At 58.9% G+C, this 16070-nt stretch carries 22 protein-coding genes and 3 pseudogenes; 10 read left to right on the top strand and 15 right to left on the bottom strand.

What is annotated here, in order from left to right:
• Positions 1-4: 4 nt before the first annotated feature.
• From ABIE33_RS15065 to ABIE33_RS15055, 3 genes and pseudogenes are all read right to left on the bottom strand, one after another.
• Positions 5-1225 carry an adenylate/guanylate cyclase domain-containing protein gene (locus tag ABIE33_RS15065; RefSeq protein WP_429126414.1) on the bottom strand — a complete coding sequence of 407 codons (1221 nt, stop codon included), beginning with the start codon at positions 1223-1225 and terminating at the stop codon, positions 5-7.
• A gap of 211 nt (positions 1226-1436) precedes the next feature.
• Positions 1437-3026: a sensor histidine kinase gene (locus ABIE33_RS15060; protein WP_429126225.1), complete on the bottom strand. Its 1590-nt coding sequence runs from the start codon at positions 3024-3026 to the stop codon at positions 1437-1439.
• Positions 3023-3349: pseudogene (locus ABIE33_RS15055) on the bottom strand (DUF1643 domain-containing protein); the annotation flags it as partial. The pseudogene ABIE33_RS15055 and the gene ABIE33_RS15060, both read right to left, overlap by 4 nt.
• Here ABIE33_RS15055 and ABIE33_RS15050 point away from each other — a divergent pair.
• The 5 genes from ABIE33_RS15050 to ABIE33_RS15030 all read left to right on the top strand — a co-directional run bounded on the left by ABIE33_RS15050 (position 3309) and on the right by ABIE33_RS15030 (position 5682).
• Positions 3309-3824 carry a hypothetical protein gene (locus ABIE33_RS15050; protein ID WP_429126223.1) on the top strand — a complete coding sequence of 172 codons (516 nt, stop codon included), beginning with the start codon at positions 3309-3311 and terminating at the stop codon, positions 3822-3824. The pseudogene ABIE33_RS15055 and the gene ABIE33_RS15050 overlap by 41 nt on opposite strands.
• Positions 3824-4393 carry a hypothetical protein gene (locus tag ABIE33_RS15045; protein WP_429126222.1) on the top strand — a complete coding sequence of 190 codons (570 nt, stop codon included), beginning with the start codon at positions 3824-3826 and terminating at the stop codon, positions 4391-4393. The genes ABIE33_RS15050 and ABIE33_RS15045 overlap by 1 nt, the downstream gene beginning before the upstream one ends.
• Positions 4282-4971, top strand: a complete 690-nt coding sequence (locus ABIE33_RS15040; RefSeq protein WP_429126221.1) for a hypothetical protein — start codon at positions 4282-4284, stop codon at positions 4969-4971. The genes ABIE33_RS15045 and ABIE33_RS15040 overlap by 112 nt, the downstream gene beginning before the upstream one ends.
• A gap of 305 nt (positions 4972-5276) precedes the next feature.
• Positions 5277-5495 (top strand): hypothetical protein, encoded by a 219-nt coding sequence (locus ABIE33_RS15035; protein WP_429126219.1) that lies wholly within the window; start codon positions 5277-5279, stop codon positions 5493-5495.
• 10 nt (positions 5496-5505) lie between these two features.
• Positions 5506-5682, top strand: coding sequence for a hypothetical protein (locus ABIE33_RS15030; RefSeq protein WP_429126217.1), 177 nt, complete (start codon positions 5506-5508; stop codon positions 5680-5682).
• Between the two features lie 46 nt (positions 5683-5728).
• Here ABIE33_RS15030 and ABIE33_RS15025 read toward each other — a convergent pair whose 3' ends face one another.
• Both ABIE33_RS15025 and ABIE33_RS15020 read right to left on the bottom strand, forming a co-directional pair.
• Positions 5729-6433, bottom strand: coding sequence for a hypothetical protein (locus tag ABIE33_RS15025; RefSeq protein ID WP_429126215.1), 705 nt, complete (start codon positions 6431-6433; stop codon positions 5729-5731).
• A gap of 48 nt (positions 6434-6481) precedes the next feature.
• The gene (locus ABIE33_RS15020) at positions 6482-6910 is read right to left on the bottom strand and encodes an HNH endonuclease (RefSeq protein WP_429126214.1); all 429 of its coding nucleotides are present in this window, start codon (positions 6908-6910) and stop codon (positions 6482-6484) included.
• 385 nt (positions 6911-7295) lie between these two features.
• Here ABIE33_RS15020 and ABIE33_RS15015 point away from each other — a divergent pair, with 385 nt between their 5' ends.
• Genes ABIE33_RS15015 through nusG form a run of 3 tightly spaced genes read left to right on the top strand, consistent with a single transcriptional unit; the run spans position 7296 to position 8477 of the window.
• Positions 7296-7646 carry a hypothetical protein gene (locus tag ABIE33_RS15015; protein WP_429126212.1) on the top strand — a complete coding sequence of 117 codons (351 nt, stop codon included), beginning with the start codon at positions 7296-7298 and terminating at the stop codon, positions 7644-7646.
• On the top strand, positions 7582-7890 hold the full coding sequence (locus ABIE33_RS15010; RefSeq protein ID WP_429126420.1) for a hypothetical protein: 309 nt from the start codon (positions 7582-7584) through the stop codon (positions 7888-7890). Before ABIE33_RS15015 ends, ABIE33_RS15010 begins: the two co-directional genes overlap by 65 nt.
• Positions 7887-8477 carry a transcription termination/antitermination protein NusG gene (gene nusG, locus ABIE33_RS15005; RefSeq protein ID WP_429126210.1) on the top strand — a complete coding sequence of 197 codons (591 nt, stop codon included), beginning with the start codon at positions 7887-7889 and terminating at the stop codon, positions 8475-8477. The genes ABIE33_RS15010 and nusG overlap by 4 nt, the downstream gene beginning before the upstream one ends.
• Positions 8478-8632: 155 nt before the next feature.
• Here the strand turns inward: nusG and ABIE33_RS15000 are convergent, their stop codons facing one another.
• The 4 genes and pseudogenes from ABIE33_RS15000 to ABIE33_RS14985 form a co-directional block, all read right to left on the bottom strand.
• Complete coding sequence (locus ABIE33_RS15000; protein WP_429126208.1) at positions 8633-8872, bottom strand: hypothetical protein; 240 nt, start codon at positions 8870-8872, stop codon at positions 8633-8635.
• Positions 8873-9043: 171 nt separating this feature from the next.
• The gene (locus tag ABIE33_RS14995; RefSeq protein WP_429126412.1) at positions 9044-9229 is read right to left on the bottom strand and encodes a hypothetical protein; all 186 of its coding nucleotides are present in this window, start codon (positions 9227-9229) and stop codon (positions 9044-9046) included.
• Between the two features lie 150 nt (positions 9230-9379).
• Complete coding sequence (locus tag ABIE33_RS14990; protein WP_429126206.1) at positions 9380-9670, bottom strand: hypothetical protein; 291 nt, start codon at positions 9668-9670, stop codon at positions 9380-9382.
• 1218 nt (positions 9671-10888) lie between these two features.
• A pseudogene (locus ABIE33_RS14985) lies at positions 10889-11383 on the bottom strand (transposase); the annotation flags it as partial.
• 39 nt (positions 11384-11422) lie between these two features.
• Here ABIE33_RS14985 and ligD point away from each other — a divergent pair.
• Positions 11423-12183: pseudogene (gene ligD, locus ABIE33_RS14980) on the top strand (non-homologous end-joining DNA ligase); the annotation flags it as partial.
• Positions 12184-12214: 31 nt separating this feature from the next.
• Here the strand turns inward: ligD and ABIE33_RS14975 are convergent.
• The 5 genes from ABIE33_RS14975 to ABIE33_RS14955 all read right to left on the bottom strand — a co-directional run bounded on the left by ABIE33_RS14975 (position 12215) and on the right by ABIE33_RS14955 (position 14215).
• Positions 12215-12550: a helix-turn-helix domain-containing protein gene (locus ABIE33_RS14975; RefSeq protein WP_429126205.1), complete on the bottom strand. Its 336-nt coding sequence runs from the start codon at positions 12548-12550 to the stop codon at positions 12215-12217.
• A gap of 413 nt (positions 12551-12963) precedes the next feature.
• Positions 12964-13413, bottom strand: a complete 450-nt coding sequence (locus tag ABIE33_RS14970; protein WP_429126203.1) for a hypothetical protein — start codon at positions 13411-13413, stop codon at positions 12964-12966.
• 14 nt (positions 13414-13427) lie between these two features.
• Positions 13428-13637 carry a hypothetical protein gene (locus ABIE33_RS14965; protein WP_429126201.1) on the bottom strand — a complete coding sequence of 70 codons (210 nt, stop codon included), beginning with the start codon at positions 13635-13637 and terminating at the stop codon, positions 13428-13430.
• A gap of 79 nt (positions 13638-13716) precedes the next feature.
• Positions 13717-13872 carry a hypothetical protein gene (locus tag ABIE33_RS14960; protein WP_429126200.1) on the bottom strand — a complete coding sequence of 52 codons (156 nt, stop codon included), beginning with the start codon at positions 13870-13872 and terminating at the stop codon, positions 13717-13719.
• A gap of 145 nt (positions 13873-14017) precedes the next feature.
• A complete protein-coding gene (locus tag ABIE33_RS14955; protein WP_429126198.1) occupies positions 14018-14215 on the bottom strand; it encodes a hypothetical protein in 198 nt (65 codons plus the stop codon).
• A gap of 355 nt (positions 14216-14570) precedes the next feature.
• Between ABIE33_RS14955 and ABIE33_RS14950 the strand changes: the two genes are divergently transcribed.
• The gene (locus tag ABIE33_RS14950) at positions 14571-15182 is read left to right on the top strand and encodes a hypothetical protein (RefSeq protein WP_429126196.1); all 612 of its coding nucleotides are present in this window, start codon (positions 14571-14573) and stop codon (positions 15180-15182) included.
• A gap of 308 nt (positions 15183-15490) precedes the next feature.
• Here ABIE33_RS14950 and ABIE33_RS14945 read toward each other — a convergent pair whose 3' ends face one another.
• The gene (locus ABIE33_RS14945; RefSeq protein WP_429126194.1) at positions 15491-15787 is read right to left on the bottom strand and encodes a hypothetical protein; all 297 of its coding nucleotides are present in this window, start codon (positions 15785-15787) and stop codon (positions 15491-15493) included.
• Between the last annotated feature and the right edge of the window lie 283 nt (positions 15788-16070).

Genomic DNA, 16070 nt, shown 5'->3' with positions numbered 1-16070 from the left:
CCGATCATTCCGCCGCTTGAGCGGTGCCGGACGAAAATGCGAAGACCTCGATCGGGTCATCGAGGCCTTTCACCGGAAAGGCGCCCAGGTGTTCCATGTCGCCCGTACGGCCCGCCAATTCGACGAAGGCGCGTGACAGCAGCACCGGGCGTTTCGCCTGCTTGGTCAGGCTCTCCAGGCGCGAAGCGATATTGACAGCTGGCCCGATCACCGTGAAATCGAGCCGACGGCGCGAGCCGATATTGCCGTACATCACATCGCCGACGTTAACGCCGATGCCGTAGCCCAGAGGCTCGCGCCCCTTTGCCAGGTTTTCCTGGTTCAGCTTGGCGAGTGCTGTTTCCGCCTCGCCGATTGCCTGCAGCAGGTTATCGCAGGCCTGCGCGTTACTCAGCGGGAAAATCGCCAGCAGTCCATCGCCCATGAATTTCAGGATTTCGCCGCCATGCCGCTCGATCGGCTCCGACATGGCGTCGAAATAGCCGTTGAGAAGCTCGATTACGTCGTCCCGTGGCCAGAGGTCGGACAGTTTGGTGAAGTCGCGAAGGTCGCAGATCAGGATCGCGGCGCTGACGGTCACGCCGCTTCCGCGCGTGGTCGCGCCGGCAAGGATCTGCTCGCTTGCATGCGGCCCGACATAGGTTTCGAGCAGCGTTCGCGCCATCCTGTTCTTCAGCCGGATTTCGCTGACAAGGGCGAGAACCGGCAACAGCCCGGTGAGAACCTCAAGATGTGCCTTCTCGAAGCCGCCTTTTCGATCGCTGGCGAAGGTGACGACATGGCGCTTGCCGAGCGTGTGTTCGAGCGGCAAGGCGATGTAGTCGGTGAGGCCGTCGTCGCGCAGCTCATCATAGAGCGAGTTCGGCACCTCATCGTCAGCTGCCGCCTCGAGGTCCTTGCGGACCTGGCTGGCGCCATTGTTGACGGCGTAAAGCGGGCTGTTCAGGTACTGCGACGTGTCTTCGACGCCATAGTCGAACATGCGAATGTCGGCCTCTGTCAGGCCCTTGCGCCAAAGTATGCGTGCGCCGAGCCATTGCGGATGATGGATGCGGAAATGCAGCGTCGCCCGCGCAAGCGGCACGCCTGCCTCCACCAGCCGTTCGCACAAATCCACAAAGATGTTGTCGATGAAGCGCTGGTCGCGGGTCTCGGTGACCAGCCAGTCGAGAATTCCCTTGCTTTCGATGGGACGGCGGCCGTTTTCATCCAGCGGTCCGGCCATTGCCTCGGATGAAGTCTGCATCGCAATTCTCCACTCTGTTCTTGCGACCTTGCCGCTCTCGAAACGGGAGCTCCGGAGAACGCTGGCCTCAACACCGAGACATATGTGGACCATCAACCGGCCATTGGTAAGGGCCAAGGTGAAAAGTGATCTGAAAAGTTGAAAGGCCGCCGACCTCGGTTCGGCCTTTTCAAATCTTGATATTCGCTGTTCAGGCGCTGGTAGTCGAGAGCGCCGCCGGAAGATCTGCCTCGAGCCCCGGCAATTGCAGCCTTAGGCGCGCGCCGGACCACGAGCCGTAGAGGATATCGATGCGGCCGCCATGCAGCCGGGCGATCTCGCGGGCCAGATTGAGCCCGAGGCCAGCGCCGCTCGAACGCGGGCGCAGCCGATAGAAGGGTTCGAAGACACGTTCTTGCTCGGCTTCGGGAATGCCGGGGCCTTCGTCGTGGATTTCGATTCCGCCGCGGGCGTCGACCAGCACGGTGATCGTTCCGCGATTGCCGCCGTGCTCGACGGAATTGCGCAGCAGATTGGCGACCGCCTGTCCGATCTGCTGCACATGAATTTTGACCAGCACCGGCCGCGTCGCATTCGTCTCGAAGGCCAGTTCGTAGCCGGCCTCGAAGGCGAGCGGCGCGATGTCGGCGGCAAGCGTTTTGGCCAGGGCCACGAGGCCAACGACTTCGCGGGTGCCGCTGCCGTGCTCAAGCACCTGGCGTTCCAGAAGCTGTTGGGCGAGATGCGACAAGCGTTCGATGTCCTTCCTCAGACGCGCGCTCTGCGGATCTTCCTGCAGGAGTTCGGCGCGGGTGCGAAGGATGGCGATCGGCGTGCGCAATTCGTGCGCCGCGTCGGTCAGGAACCGGTTGCGCTGGTCGTAACCTTCGTCGAGGCGAGAAAGCGCGTTGTTGAAGGCATGCACCATCGGCGCGATTTCCGTCGGAACCTGGGCCGTTTCCAATTGTACCGCGCGATTGTCGATATCGATCCGCCCGGCTTGATCGGCTGTCGCAACGAGACCGGCAAGCGACCGGCGCACGACCGCCGGCGTGGTGACCAGCGTGGCGACGCCCATGACCAGAATGATCGGCAGCAGCAGGCCAAGGATAAGCAGCGCCAGGACCGGCAGCACACGCAGCCAGTCGGGATCGCTGTTGGCATCCTTCGCCATGTCGACATTCACGTTGATCTCGACTTCGAGCCCATCGTTCTCGTCGCGCGACGATATCGAAGAGGCAAGGATTTGCACGCGGCCAACGTCAGTTTCGACATTGGCAAGGGCGGCTTCCGGCCGCCGGTCGCCCTGATCGAACCGCAGCGTTGCGCGGCCGATATTCTTCAAGAGCTCTCCGCCCGCCGCTTCATAGGCAGCGGGAATGCTGCCTTGCTCGACCACATGCCCGTCGGTATCGCGGATGATGAACCAGAGATTGGGGAAATCCTCCCGGAATGCACGCAGTTCCTCGGTTTCGCGCACAATGAGGCCGGCGCTCTCGTTACGGGCCACGGCCCCGGACAGGTGCTTGATCGCCGCCTCGTTGTCGATGATCAGCCGAGGCTGGGCAATTGTCAGGATCGCGACCAGCAGGGCGATGAAGGCGACGAACGTTGCCGCCTGCAGCAGGATGAGGCGGCGTACAAGAACCCATTGCAGCGAGCGCGACTTCGGTTGAGGAAGGTAGCCCTCATCTACCATCTCGTCCACCGTGTTGACGCTGAAGCCCAGCGCCAAGGCAACCTCATCGCGGTTCAGGCTGAGGCGAGGAACGTGCCGGAAGATCGATGTGCGCGCTGTCATGGCTGTTCCCCTTGCGCTGCGAGTTGTGGCGCGAAGTATTCATTCGGCTGAGTGCGGGCAGCGACATACAGCGGGTGGCCCGGGTGACCGTCTGCCGTGACCGTGAGCGCGGCAAGCGGGAAGAACTCGAAGCGTTCTGCTACTTCCCGGCCACGGTCACGAAACGCGCCGTGCGTTCCCCATGCGCAAATGATCTTCCGCGCGCTCTGAGCTATCGCGAGCAAATGCCGGTCGTTGTCCGGTCCGATCGGGTCGGAGTGGCAGTAGAGAGCCTTCGGATCAGTGGAGCGCAAGGCGAACAGGTTTCCGACTACCAGCGCTCCGTATGCGATCGCCGTTACTGGCGGCGAGCAGCTCTATGGCGAGATCTCGGCCATGACGAACGGGCAGTCCGCTTCGGCCGGATTGTATTTCCGCATCCTTTGGTATGACGCCAACAAGACCGGTTATATCGGCTACACGGATATGGTGAGTAACGCTCCGGTGGGGAACGGGTTCGAAACTCGCTCGGGTCGCGCAACCGCCCCCGCAAACGCCCGCTATGCCACGCTGCAGGTGTACAACCACAGTTCCAATACCGTGACGCAAAACTTCATCATCGACCGCATCGTCGTGCGGCGGATGAAAGCGGCCAATCTCATCGTGGATGGCTCCATCACGGCTGAAAAGCTCTCAGTCGTAAGCCTTTCGGCGATCTCGGCGAGCTTCGGCGACGCCTACTTCTCCGGTGTCGCCAGGAGCATCAACGGCAAGCTTTTGCTGGACTTCAACAACGGCGGCATAGAGGTGAATACCTGATGGCTAGAATTCGAATAGGCAACGACTACACCGGTTGCGGTGCCTTCAAGGTCATGAAGAACAACGCCGACGATCCCTATTCGACGCCGGATAGTGAGCGCTGGAAGTTCCTCTACAACAGCAAGTTCGGCATTCAAGCGAGCTTGTGTGACATATGGGTGGTGAACACGTTCCAGGCTGGCAGCGGCGTCACCTACTATCCACCGGGAAGCAATTCCGCGACGTTCACTTACATGTCAGTCACTGTTGCGCAGGGAACGCTTTGGGGCTTTCGCAACATTGCGTTCCCGACGCTCCGGTACAATGTTCCGTTGTTTGACGTGAAGGCGAAGAAGGGCGGCGGTAGTAACGTCTACAATCAACAGATGGTCGCTTGGACCGACAGTAGTGAATACTACCACGGGCAAGGCGGCTATTACGCCGTGGGAAATTTCGCTCAATTGGATGGGCGGAAAACATGGTTCTCAACAATAATCTGGGGAACTACTCCTACGGGACCCCGATCGTCGTCACGCCGAACGACACCATTGACGCGTTCAATAAATTCCGATCACGCGACAAGCGGTTGATCGTCTGGAATTTGCCGGGGAACAATGTTGCGCCGGATGACGTTCCGGTCCTGACGCCGAACGGCACCAAGACAATCAAGATCACCTCAACCGAGATGAAGATTGCCAAGCCGGGCTACAACGTCGACACCGCAACGGCGCAGCAGATGGCTTTCGATGCCTCGAAGATGCCGGTGAAGGTGATCGCAGCGGCGGACATCGCGCTTCCCGCTGGCGTGAGCTACTTCAACACCGGAGTTCCCCTCCCGGACACCGTGCTGGACGTTCATTTTTACGACAGCGCGGCGATCATGTACCCGTCCAATCCGCAGGTTCTCGATTTCGGCGCGGAATATTGGTTTGACGGGACGGATATCGGTTTCAACGCGACAAAAGCGATGCGCGCTCGGTTCATGCTCTATCTTGAGGATACGAGCGCGCCGACTGGTGGAAGCAATAAACCATTGCGGACATTCACTGAGGGAGGCGTGGACGTCGTCCAACTCCTTCGCCCATGGTCGCCAAGCTTGGCACGAGCCGGGACAAGGCGTCTGCCACGTTCTACTCGATGCCGATGCTATCGGACGAGGAGTTGCTGAACGCCTACCGCGGCGCTTGTTCGCCAGTTTCAAAACGACGGCCTGAACAGCGGTTCCCAATGAAATGGCCGGTGACGACAGGGGGTCGTCACCGGCGGCGAGGCCGAGTGTTGCGGCGGCAGCCTCGCGAAACGGAATGACATTGGAGGGACCGGCTGCCGTTGGCGCGGCGCCATCCTCTCCGTCGGAAGTAATGCCTGTGCGCATCAACGTCTCCTTCAACGAGACCAGAGATCGCACAGGAGAACGACAAGGTGTTGGGAACTCACGACAAGCCCTTGGGGTCTCGCCCCAAAGGCGGCGACATGAGCGCGGACGTTTTAGAGGCAAGAGATTTATTGAGGGGGGCTTTCCCCCTCGGCCGTTACGGCAAGCTGGACAACGTTTTTTTCGAGGCCAGCAAGTTCGTCAATCGCTTTGTCCAGAAGGAGTTCACCCAACGTAGGGCGCGCTCGATCTGGGAGGGCACCGCACGGCGGATCGACGCCGAGGAAATGGATGCGCTGCGGGCAGCAGCAATCTAGGAGAGCAAGCGTGAACAAAGAGAACTGCGTGCCCGTCTGGCTGCGCTGGATGCGAAGCTTGCCCGCGTCGATGCGGCTCCGGCTCGCCCGCCGGTGGCAGCGGATCGCCGGCCGTAGGCTGGATTGGGCCGAGTATCTGGCACCGGAACTCAAGGAAGAGGAGATAACGGAGAATGTGTGTTCTTAGGCCATGCAAGCAGGTGGCTTTGGCGCGCCACATTCATGTCGTGGGCCTAAACCGGGTACCCGTCCTCTCGCATCGGATTGATCTCTCGACCGATGATCGCCTCCCATCGGGCGGTGTAGTCGCGAGCGCGCCAAATGCACATGTCGCAATAGAGTGCTACTTGCTTGGCGACAGATCTCACTATCGGAAAATCACCCGAGTCTTGGAACTCTACTTGGTCGGGTTCGTATCTTTCGAGCCAGATATCAATCATAGTTCGGATTGTTTGAAGGCTGTATGGCTCAGGCGTCCCTACAGTGCGTTCAAACTCCTCGAACGCAGCGTCCATTATATACTCGCGAAGCTTTTGAAGCTCCTCTCTATAGTTGAGCTTCTCGCCAGTGCGCCAGGAACCACTTTCTCCGAAAAAGCCGATCAGGTGGCTAGCACGCCCTTTGACGACGGCAGCGTGATAGGCCGCTCTGCGTGCGCAAGCGAACTTCGGCTCAAGTTCCAGTTCGACGAGATCCAAATGATTTCGGTCCGCGGATCTGATCTGTTGCACGATGAAGAGAACCGTAACGACGGCAGCGAGACCGGCAAACCAGCCGCTCAATGCGCTTACCCATTCACGGAAACAGTCCATATCATCTTTTCGGCATACGATGACCTCGTCTGCGGACGAGAGGCAAAGGTATGCGATAAACGCAGTTATAACCAGGAATGGCCCCAACCAGTCCCAAAAATTCGCCGGCTTCATATCTCTAGACATGTTCTCACTTCGCACCGAAGGCGCGTCAACTCTGTTTGGCTCGTGCCATCAGTTCTCGATGGTGCTCATGAAAAGAAGAAGTTGTCCGTTGAAGGATTCACCGTCGGCTCCAGAATGAACGCGTCGGTGGCAGTTCGGACAAAGCCCAATGACAAACCGAGGGTCGTCCGGGCCGCCATCGCTAAGCCTTCGAATGTGGTGTGGCTCGAGATAGGGAACTCCGTTCGCCCGAAGGAACGGAGCCGGTTGACTGCACCCCTCACAATTGCCCTTCGCTCGAGCGACAACGTAGTCGCGCACATCGCGGCTACGCTCAAACACAGTGGAAACGGATTGAGCCTTGCCAGGCGTGGGATTTGCCGCGGCGAAAGCGCGCTGGCGAAGCTGGGCGAGGTCCAGATCCACGGGAGCGTGGCCCTCAACTACTTCAACTATGGTGGAGACAGGCCGGAGTTCGAAAACAATGGCATCGCGCATTTCGCCTGCTTGGTCAGGCGCGCGCTCAATGTGGTGCCCCTCGCAAACATATTCGTCCTCGAAGCGAAGGCCGTGTTGAGATTTGCGGAAGAGCAGGAGGCTCGCGCCATTCCCCGAATGGTTGGCGATCCTAGCGTTTCCCCGTTTCGCAGTTGCGGAAATGGAGCGGGAAGCTGTGCCTGCCGTGCCGGCGAGAACTGCAAGGCAGGAGCGGAACCGCCGCTATTATGAACGTCTTAAAGCGTCTGAAAACCGTCTTAACCCATCTGATTCAGACCTTTCAGACGGCTCCCCCACCCCTGATAAAGAAAGGTCCCCCACACCCCCTAAAGAAATTAACCCCACCCCATCCTCGCTCCGCTCGGACAACAAACGCGGGACGCGGTTGCCTGCCGATTTCCAGCCCAATCTAGTTTTTGCCGTCGAGCTCGGTTTCGATCGCTCCCAAGCCATGGCCGAGTTCGACAAGTTCCGAGATTACTGGAACGCCAAAGCGGGGAAGGACGCCACCAAGCTCGATTGGCCGGCGACCTGGCGCAACTGGCTTCGCAACGCTGCCAAGCCTCGCAACCGTCCTCACCAGCAAGCCCCGCCGCGGGAAACCGAGCATGCCCGCCATCAGCGGGAGGTCCGAGAATCCATCCAGCAGAAACTGAACGGGAATCCAGGTCATGACGAATTTGCCAGCACCGGCCCAGCTTTCGACCTTGAAGCGGGAGATTACAACGCTCACTGAGCGCCTGGCTCCGGTTCGCGCTGATGCCATCGTTCGGAGCCTCGGCGTCATGCAGAGCGCCGGGATGAGCCTTCCTCAGGGTATCGATGCGCAGAAGTTCGACGTGATCTACAGCTACGCCCTCGACGGTGTGCCGACATGCGGACTGAACATCGCAACCCAGAAGCTCATCAAGGGCGACTACGCCGGCAAGCGCAAGAGCGCCAAGACGATCATCACCACACGAAAGGAATCGGCACGATGAGCTGGTACGCAATCAAAACCCGAACAGGAACACAGCGCCCCGCAACCCCGCGCGTCGGCGAGATCGAGGACCGCAAGGGCGAGTTCATCATCGAGCGTAATGTCCCAGACGCCGACCTCGAAATCTTCATGCCGTCGTTCCGGAAGTACATCAAGCACCACCGGACCAAGGAACTGATCGAGCGCCGTTTCGCTATGATCACCGGATATTCGTTCGTCTATCTGCCCACGAGGGATTTCTACCACCTATCACGCGTTGACGGGGTGACGGCGATCCTCGGAGTTGCGGGGTATCCGCTGCGCATTTCGGATTTCGAGGTTGAGAGCCTGCCAGACGCTGAGGCCATGGCGGATTCCGCCCTGCAGCGAGAGCGGGATGCGCGAAAGAAGCGGAGCCGCAAGCAATTGCAGGAGGAGTTCCCGCGTTCGACAGTCGTTCGGGTCGCTCCGGAACATCGCCTCGTCGGGGGCATGCTTGCGTCCGTCCTCGATGTAACCGGCCGCAACACTGTCAAAGCTGTGGTCGAGTATCTCGGCGGCCTCGTTCATGTCGATCTGCCGCTTGAACTAATCGACAAAGTCGCTTAGAATCACTGCAATCTTTGGTGATTTGCTGGCTTTTCTGATTGCGGACCTCGATTAGAGGGAAAACTCGCCGGGCCTTAGGGAGGATGTCACCGCCTCCCGCCATAGCCGCATATTGTCGAAATTCAGGGCGGCCGAAGCCGCCCTTTCTCGTATCATTATTTGGCGAACGTTGTCTTTCCACCAGTCGGTGCACCGCCCTTGGCCGAGCTCTTCTTGCCAGGGTCGGTGTTTACGTGCTTGGTTGATGCGGCAAGGCCGCGCGACGATCCGAAGGCCAATTCAATCTGGCCGGTTGTTTTGACGGTGGACTGCTTTTCGGCTGGCGTCGACGGCACAGCAGCAATGGCGGAAGTCGCAAAAGCGAGCGACGCCAGGGCGGCGATAACGATCTTCATTGGTAGTCTCCTAGGTTCGAACCTCCCGCCAAGGAGTGCGGGAGACTTGGCCTAGGACTATTGCCGAGCGAGCGACATACGGCAGGTGTCGTATTTCGACGGCGCGAAGACCAGAGAAATCTGGGATTGGTTACCTATAGCTTTAAGGCGCGACCACCCAATGACCGCTGTTTATACGGTAGGGGAGGCAAGCACGAGAACAACGGCGATAACGATCAGCAGCGGCCCCATCCATCGAAAGTGCCTCGTGAGTTGAGCAAGCCACGGAACCTGAGTGTTGGTCTGAACGTAGCCAAATCCTGCCGCCGTCATCCAGAGACCGGCGCAAAACATGATGATCTGGTCAATATAGGCCATCACTTCCATTTCTCCCGAGTTTGCCATTCCAGGCTCGAACGGCGCGAAAGTTCGCGCGACTTGCGGCCGAAGGCAATATTTAAGTTCCAGCGCCATTGGTAGTGGCGACCTTTGCCTCCCGCCGGAGAGGTGGATGAATCCGGTCACAGATCACGCTCGGCGGGATGCACGGCCTTTAAGCAGCAGGATGAGGAAGAGAAGGCTCGGCCCTGTGACAAATAGTGCACCGAGCCCGCCTACGAGCATCATCGAGTAAAACTCGAAAGGGTCGTCTTTGGCAGACGCGATGACCCGCCCGCGATTACGGACTACGCCGTCCAGCAGCGCCTCGATCACTCCATACAGAGTTGCAGGGCCAAATGCGGCGAGGCCGATTTCCGCCGCAATCGTTTTGAGGCGGGGAAACCGCTCTTGCTTCGGCGACACTTCGGTTTCGCTCATGCGAAAGCCCTTAACATGAAGGCGCTAAAGCGCGGTTAAGCTCGTGCCAAGGCACGCGACCACTCAATGACTACCGTCTATTCGGTAGGGCGGTGCTATCTACTGGCTTTTCGCCAGCCGGCTTGCCGGGCCTCTGCCTCTGAGCAGAACCATCGTTCCCCGTATTCCGGACGAATTGTCGTTGAGGAGTAGTCTTCCTGCCCTGGAACATGGAAGATCGCCTGTCCACTGTTGATGCTGATGTTGCCTTTGATGTGGCAGCCTGAAGCGGTCGCGTAGAGTTGCTTGACCAGCGGTGACCCGCTTAGAGCATCAGCAAGCAAGAGCATGGCAAACACGCCGAAAACAGCCGCAAATTTTGAAGTTGCTCGGCTGTAGGGCGGTCTTCTCTGCCTGGATCGATATTGTGCAGGACGCTGTCGCATAAGGCATGACACCACAGCGCGAAGCATTTGCAACGCCAGACTGTGAAGTCGATAAACCGAGTATCAGCGGAATACGTAGAATTTTCCGCGTTCGTCGGAGTAGAGCAGCCCAGTAGCTCGCCAGCCTCATAAGCTGGTGAATGTGTGCGGAGGACCCAGGCCGGACGGCGGCCGGTAGCCAGACCGTCCGGGAGTCCGCGTTGGATTGCCTTCATAGTACGCCAACGCTTATGCGCTTAAAAAACGCGGGCGGAGGGACATTGTTCCGATCGCGAATGTATCGTGACTCTATTGGGCGTGCGTGCCTTAATGCGTCATGGCTAAAGTACCCATCAATGGTTCTCGACTTAAGGGACTGCTGCACAACGACAATGAAGTGTTGCGCGGCCAGCCACATAAGCCGCGCTACCCGGATCAGCCTCGTCTGCCATTTGAACCCATGCCGGACCGCGTCGAGCCTTGCCTTGCGCTGCTTGCGAAGAGGGCGCCGGCTGGTGGCGACTGGGCATTCGAAATCAAATGGGATGTGTGTGGACGCCCCGGAAGATGCAAGCGGAATCTTACTTCGGTACAGGCACGTGGTCAGGCGCTGACGTGTGTCCGGCCTCATGTGGCGAGATCGAGACGCCGCGGGCCTTTATGGAGTTCGTGGATCGGAACCAAATCGGATACGCGTGCTTGTGCGCACTCATCCCACTACTGGTTTATCCGATCCCGTTCTCTGACCGATTGCCCATAATCCTCCGTTAGACCTCACCACATGCCCGACGTCTCGCGACTTCTGGCTGCTGCGTCAGGCAGAGCCAGGGGCCGGAGCTTCGTAGACGCCCCCGCGGGCCATGAGAGCCCAGGCGATACGCGCCAATTTGTTGGCCAGAGCTACTGCAATCAGCTTTGGCGGTTTCGTCAGAAGCATTCTTGCCAGCCAGGTACCAGCCGGGGCGCCGCGTCGCCTCGCCCAGCGGACGACGGTCGTGGCTCCAATGATGAGCAGCCGCCGCAAATCCCGCTGCCCCATTTTCGATGTCTTTCCCAGACGCTCCTTGCCTCCGGACGAGTTCTGTTTAGGCGTGAGCCCAATCCACGCCGCAAAATCGATGTGCTGCAAAAGTCCGAAGCTGAGGCTTCTGGCGATCTCTGGCAGGTCCGGATGCGTTTCGATCATTTGCCGGAGACGGGGAACGTTTTGCATCCCTTGCGCGGCGACTAAGCCGTATTCCATCAGATGCCCCCGCAACGCGTTGATCGTTTGCGTTCGCTGTCGGACCAAAAGGTCGCGAACCTTGAACGTCATCGAGGAGGCCTGCTTTTCAGCGCTTTTGATCGGGACGGATACCGCCTGGCTGTGCATGTCGAACCGAGCCGGGTGCGCATCCTGACGCGCGGCGGCCATGACTGGACGCACCGTTTCCCGGCAATCGAGGCGGCGGCAAGGGGACTCGGCCCCACCACCATGATCCTCGACGGCGAGGCGGTCGTGCTCGACGACGTCGGCCGTTCGAACTTCGGGATGCTGCAGGCGGCGCTCGGCGGCAGGGGTGGGAAGCGCGTCGCCGGTGAGGCGCTGTTTCTTGCCTTCGACGTTCTGTATTTCGATGGCCACGACCTGCGCGGCATGGAACAGCAGGAGCGCCGGATGATGCTAGAGGATGCGATCGACGAGGACGGCTCGGCCATTCGGCTGGCGGAAGAGATCGAAGGCGACGGCGTCGCTATTCTGCAAGCGGCCTGCGAATTCGGCTTGAAGGTATCATCGCCAAGGACAGGCGAGCACCCTGCCGATCTGGCCGAATGGGCGACTGGCTCAAGCTGAAGTGCATCCAGAGCGACGGTTTCATCGTCGTTGGATTCGAACCTTCAACGAAAGTGACCGGAGCGATCTCGCGGCTGTTGCTGGCGGCTCGGCGAGGCGACGATCTGGTGTATGTCGGCGGGGTCGGCACAGGCTTCACCGCCAAGATGGCCCGCGATCTCCGCAAGCAACTGTCGGCCATGCCGGCGAAGGTGCCGCCGGTCGCGCTAAAGCGAAAGAACGCCGTGTTCTGCGAACCGGTATTCGTCGCCGAAATCACCTATACGGAGTTTACCTCGGCAAGCCGCGGAGTTTGCGGCTCTCGCATCACGTGCGCTCAGCGATGATTTTTTGCATCCTCGCGAGCTTGCTTTCGGCGATATCAAGTCGCTGACGCAACACATTCGGCCGCTCAGTGTTGTCCGCAGGAACGTCACCAATGATCTCCATTGGATGGGCACCTAAGATCTCGCAGATTTGAAGCAAGGTCGGAACGGAGATGCGGTTGGCTCCACGCTCATATTTCTGAACCTGCTGGAATGTAATGCCAAGCGCTGTCGCGACCTTTTCCTGCGAAAGTCCCCGCATCTGGCGGAGTATTTTAAGACGCTCTCCAATCTCTAGGGATAGCGCCATTGCGGTTTCGGTCATCGTCTTGCCCATGTTACGCACTCCGCATTTGAAACTTGGGCCTATATGGAGCAGCTGATCCTTGCTCTCAACCCACAGATCTGCGGGTAGACATGCCGTCCTGACCATGCCGGTCGCGGCGCAGCTATTTAGGGGCGCCGCTGTACGCAGCGTTCCGCTCCATCGTTTGACCAAAGTTCTGTTCGGTCTTTGCCGCAGCCTGGCGCGCGGTATCAGCCCACCCACTATGCGGCATTACGTTCTCCCGCACTCCCGGGATTCGTCCGACCTGCCATTTCCATCTGCCGTTGAGCGGAGAATGGTCAACGCGGTAGATCCTACCGACGAGCTGGTCGCCGTCGAAGCCGATGAAATCGTGCTCGGCCTCGCCGGGCCATGTGAGCACCCATCTGTACTGGGGCTTGGGCTCTTCGTTCTTCGGCATGTCAAGCGAGTTTACTATACCCCTCGATATCGTTCAGGATCTCGAAGAGCTTCTTGGCCGCGAGCACCTCAGTGAATTCTTGTTCACCCTGGTCTTCGGACTTATCTGCTTCGATCCAAACCGGCCCGATCGCGATATCAATCTGGTCAGGGTGTATTTTGCTCAGCAGGCGGTGGTCCTTGTAGAGGCAGCAGGCCATTTTTGCCGCCCGGTTAACGGCGACGTAAATGACCCCGCTCGGATGACAATCCGGAAACATAAGGGCCGTTGCGCCGAACGCTTCAAAGCCTCCCCGATCCTCGCGCTCGTTGATTGCTTGCTGAACGGCGTGGTGGAGCTTTTCGTATGCAATGGGGTTGAGCGGCATCGAGCCTAAGCTGTCATCATAGTCGTCATCGAACTTGACGATTTTTTTGGGTGGGACGAACTCGACAATGTTGTCATCTGACATGGTCGCCTCCTTTTCTACGTCGCACGGCCTCTGGGAGGCAGGAGAATTCCCTGAAACTTCTCGGCCGGCGGCCATTCGATTTTGTGTTCGAAACAGTACCAGTTAGGAAGGGCTCGACCGACGGCATAACCAAGGCTTCCCCACTTCTTGCAGCCGGGATGCTCGCAGAGATGCTCGACTATGCCGCCTTCCGGTCTTTTGGTAGCGCCGCCTTCGTCACTCATCGTGCAGGCCTTCTCAAGGGCTTTGTTCTACAAATGTTCTCATTGTGGCCGAGAGTCAACACCAATATTTGGGGAGGGCTTAGTGTGGCTTGCGGGCCAGCAACACGATGCCGGCGCCAAGCTCGAACATTTCGGCATTGGAATTCGTCGCGAGGAAGTGGTTGTCGGCCAGTTCCATCAGCGCCGTCGCTACCTCCTCGCGTGACCAGCCGGCCGCCTGAGCTCGATAGGCCAACGACTGAAATTCAGCTTCGAGCGCCTCCTGGCAAAGTAGGTCGCGATCTGGGTGAGACTTCGGGTGCTTCGGCGCAGGTATTTTCGCTATGGCGGTTCCTCCCGGACAGGAGGGTAGGGCGCGCAAGACGTTCTGCAAGTCGGCGCTAATTTATAGGAACTGTCTCGATCGAGACGCGCCTGTCTGTCCAGCCGCGCCGATAGGCCTCATCGAGGACGTCGCGCCACATATCGTCGTCGGACCCGTTGGCCCAATTTGCTTGAGCGAGTAGGAAGACGGCCACCAGGCAGACCTCGCGCAATTCGTTGTCGGCAAGGTCGGTGATTGAAGGAATTTCATCCATGCGTTTCTCCTCTTGGGCAGAGGCTATGTCGTAACGGCACGCGTTGGCTATTGTAGGATTCACAGTAGTGGCGGCGCTGGGTGAAAACAAAACCGCGACACAGAGTCCCGAAATAAGTCCCGAACACCCCCACTAGACACGCCTCAATCGCCTGCGATACAAGGGCTGTGCCAAACTAGCGCCCTCTCCTGGGGGGCAAGGGTCCTGGCCATACATTGCAATTTAACTTCTCGTGCAGACAATCTGTTCTGCAATGCTGAGAGGTGCAGATGGCAGAAATTCTTCCATTCAAACGCGTGCCGAAACCACAGCCCAAGCCGCGGCTCGGCGCTCGCTCATTCGTAATAGATCCGATATGAAGGCTTCAACTGCCATCCCGCTTGCTCTGCTGCTCGGCGCTGCCACGATGCCATTCTTGGGAAAAGCCGACGCGCAGGCACAGAACCGCGACGTCGATCAGTCGGTATTCGCCTTCGGCGGCACAATGGTCGACGCGGACATCCTCCAGGCAGGCAATCCTTTCGGCGTCACATACGCCGACCTCCCGATCGCCGGCCTCGGCTATCAGTACTTCCCGGCAAGGATGGGCTCCTTCAGGTTCGGACTGGAAGTGGGGCTCGCCGGAAGATTCGGCGGGCATCCGAATGCGGAATTCTGGGGCGGCGTCGTCGGTCGCTACGACGGTTTCGAGATTGGCGATGTCGTCCGTATCTCGCCAGCCCTTACGTTTGGCATCAGCTATGTCACGCATACCCAGGAGGGACGGGAGCGCCAGAAGGAGCTGGAACGCGACGGAAACGCCAGAACCCTGTTCTATCTCGGCCCCGAGTTAAACCTTTCCTTCGACACCATGCCCAACGTCGATTTCTTCTGGCGGGTTCACCACCGATCCGGAGCCTGGGGGACGCTCGGCGAGATGCGCGGCGGCTCCAATGCAAATGTCCTTGGCGTGCGGTTCAATTTCTGAAGGACCTTATTTCGCCTCCAAATCTTCCGAATGTCACGATTTTTGTTCTCTATCGGTTGCGCCACCGCACGGCAGCCGATCGAATTGCTGGATGATCTCCGACAGCACAACAGGTGTGGCAGCGTGTGGCACAGTCCTTTGATTTCTAAAGAGAATTATTTCAACAAAGTGTGGCAGCATGTCGCTGTAGCTTATTGAAAAAGCGGAATTCAATTCCGGGTTCGAATTGTCTGCCCCGGAGCTAATCTGCCAAGATTACATAGACATTGCGGTCATGTTCGAGTGCTTCCCCGACACTTCGACATTTGTCAGGCGGCTCGGTTGGCCGGAGCGTCGTCGATACTGGCATAAACCAGTCCCGGTTGAACGATCCACTCGCCCTTGCGCAGTGACTGTACATCCGGCCCGCCTGCGGCATTGCGCGCGGCGACGCCGACGAACCGGTATCGAAGCCCGCTGTCGTCTGTCGCCATCTCACGGATCGGCCGCCCGGCGAGGTATCCAACAACCTGCCCTTGGAAACGTACATTCGCCAGAATGAAATATTCGGTAGGCAATCGCCGGCTTTGTTTTGGCGCGAGCTTGAATGGGGCTTTCATCTTCATCGTCTGATACTCGTTATAGATCTTGTCGTCTGCTCTTTGAGGCATTGCTGCCGGGCGAAACGCCGCGAAGAAAGAGGCTGGCGTCTCAAGCCACCTGAAAGCGGCACGAGCATGGCAACAGCGGTAGAGCACAGTCTTGGTCCGGCTGATCAGCCGGGCGATGCGGCGATAACACACGGAGACTAACCCGCGTGCGCATAGGTAATCGTTTGGGAAGATGTGGCTCGGGAATAAGGGAACCGTAAAGGGTCGTGCGGGAAAGTCGCCGGATTCAACGCGGCCT

The sequence above is a fragment of the Ensifer sp. 4252 genome (assembly GCF_050434565.1).
Taxonomy (GTDB): domain Bacteria; phylum Pseudomonadota; class Alphaproteobacteria; order Rhizobiales; family Rhizobiaceae; genus Ensifer.
This window is presented reverse-complemented; position numbering and strand designations above follow the sequence as displayed.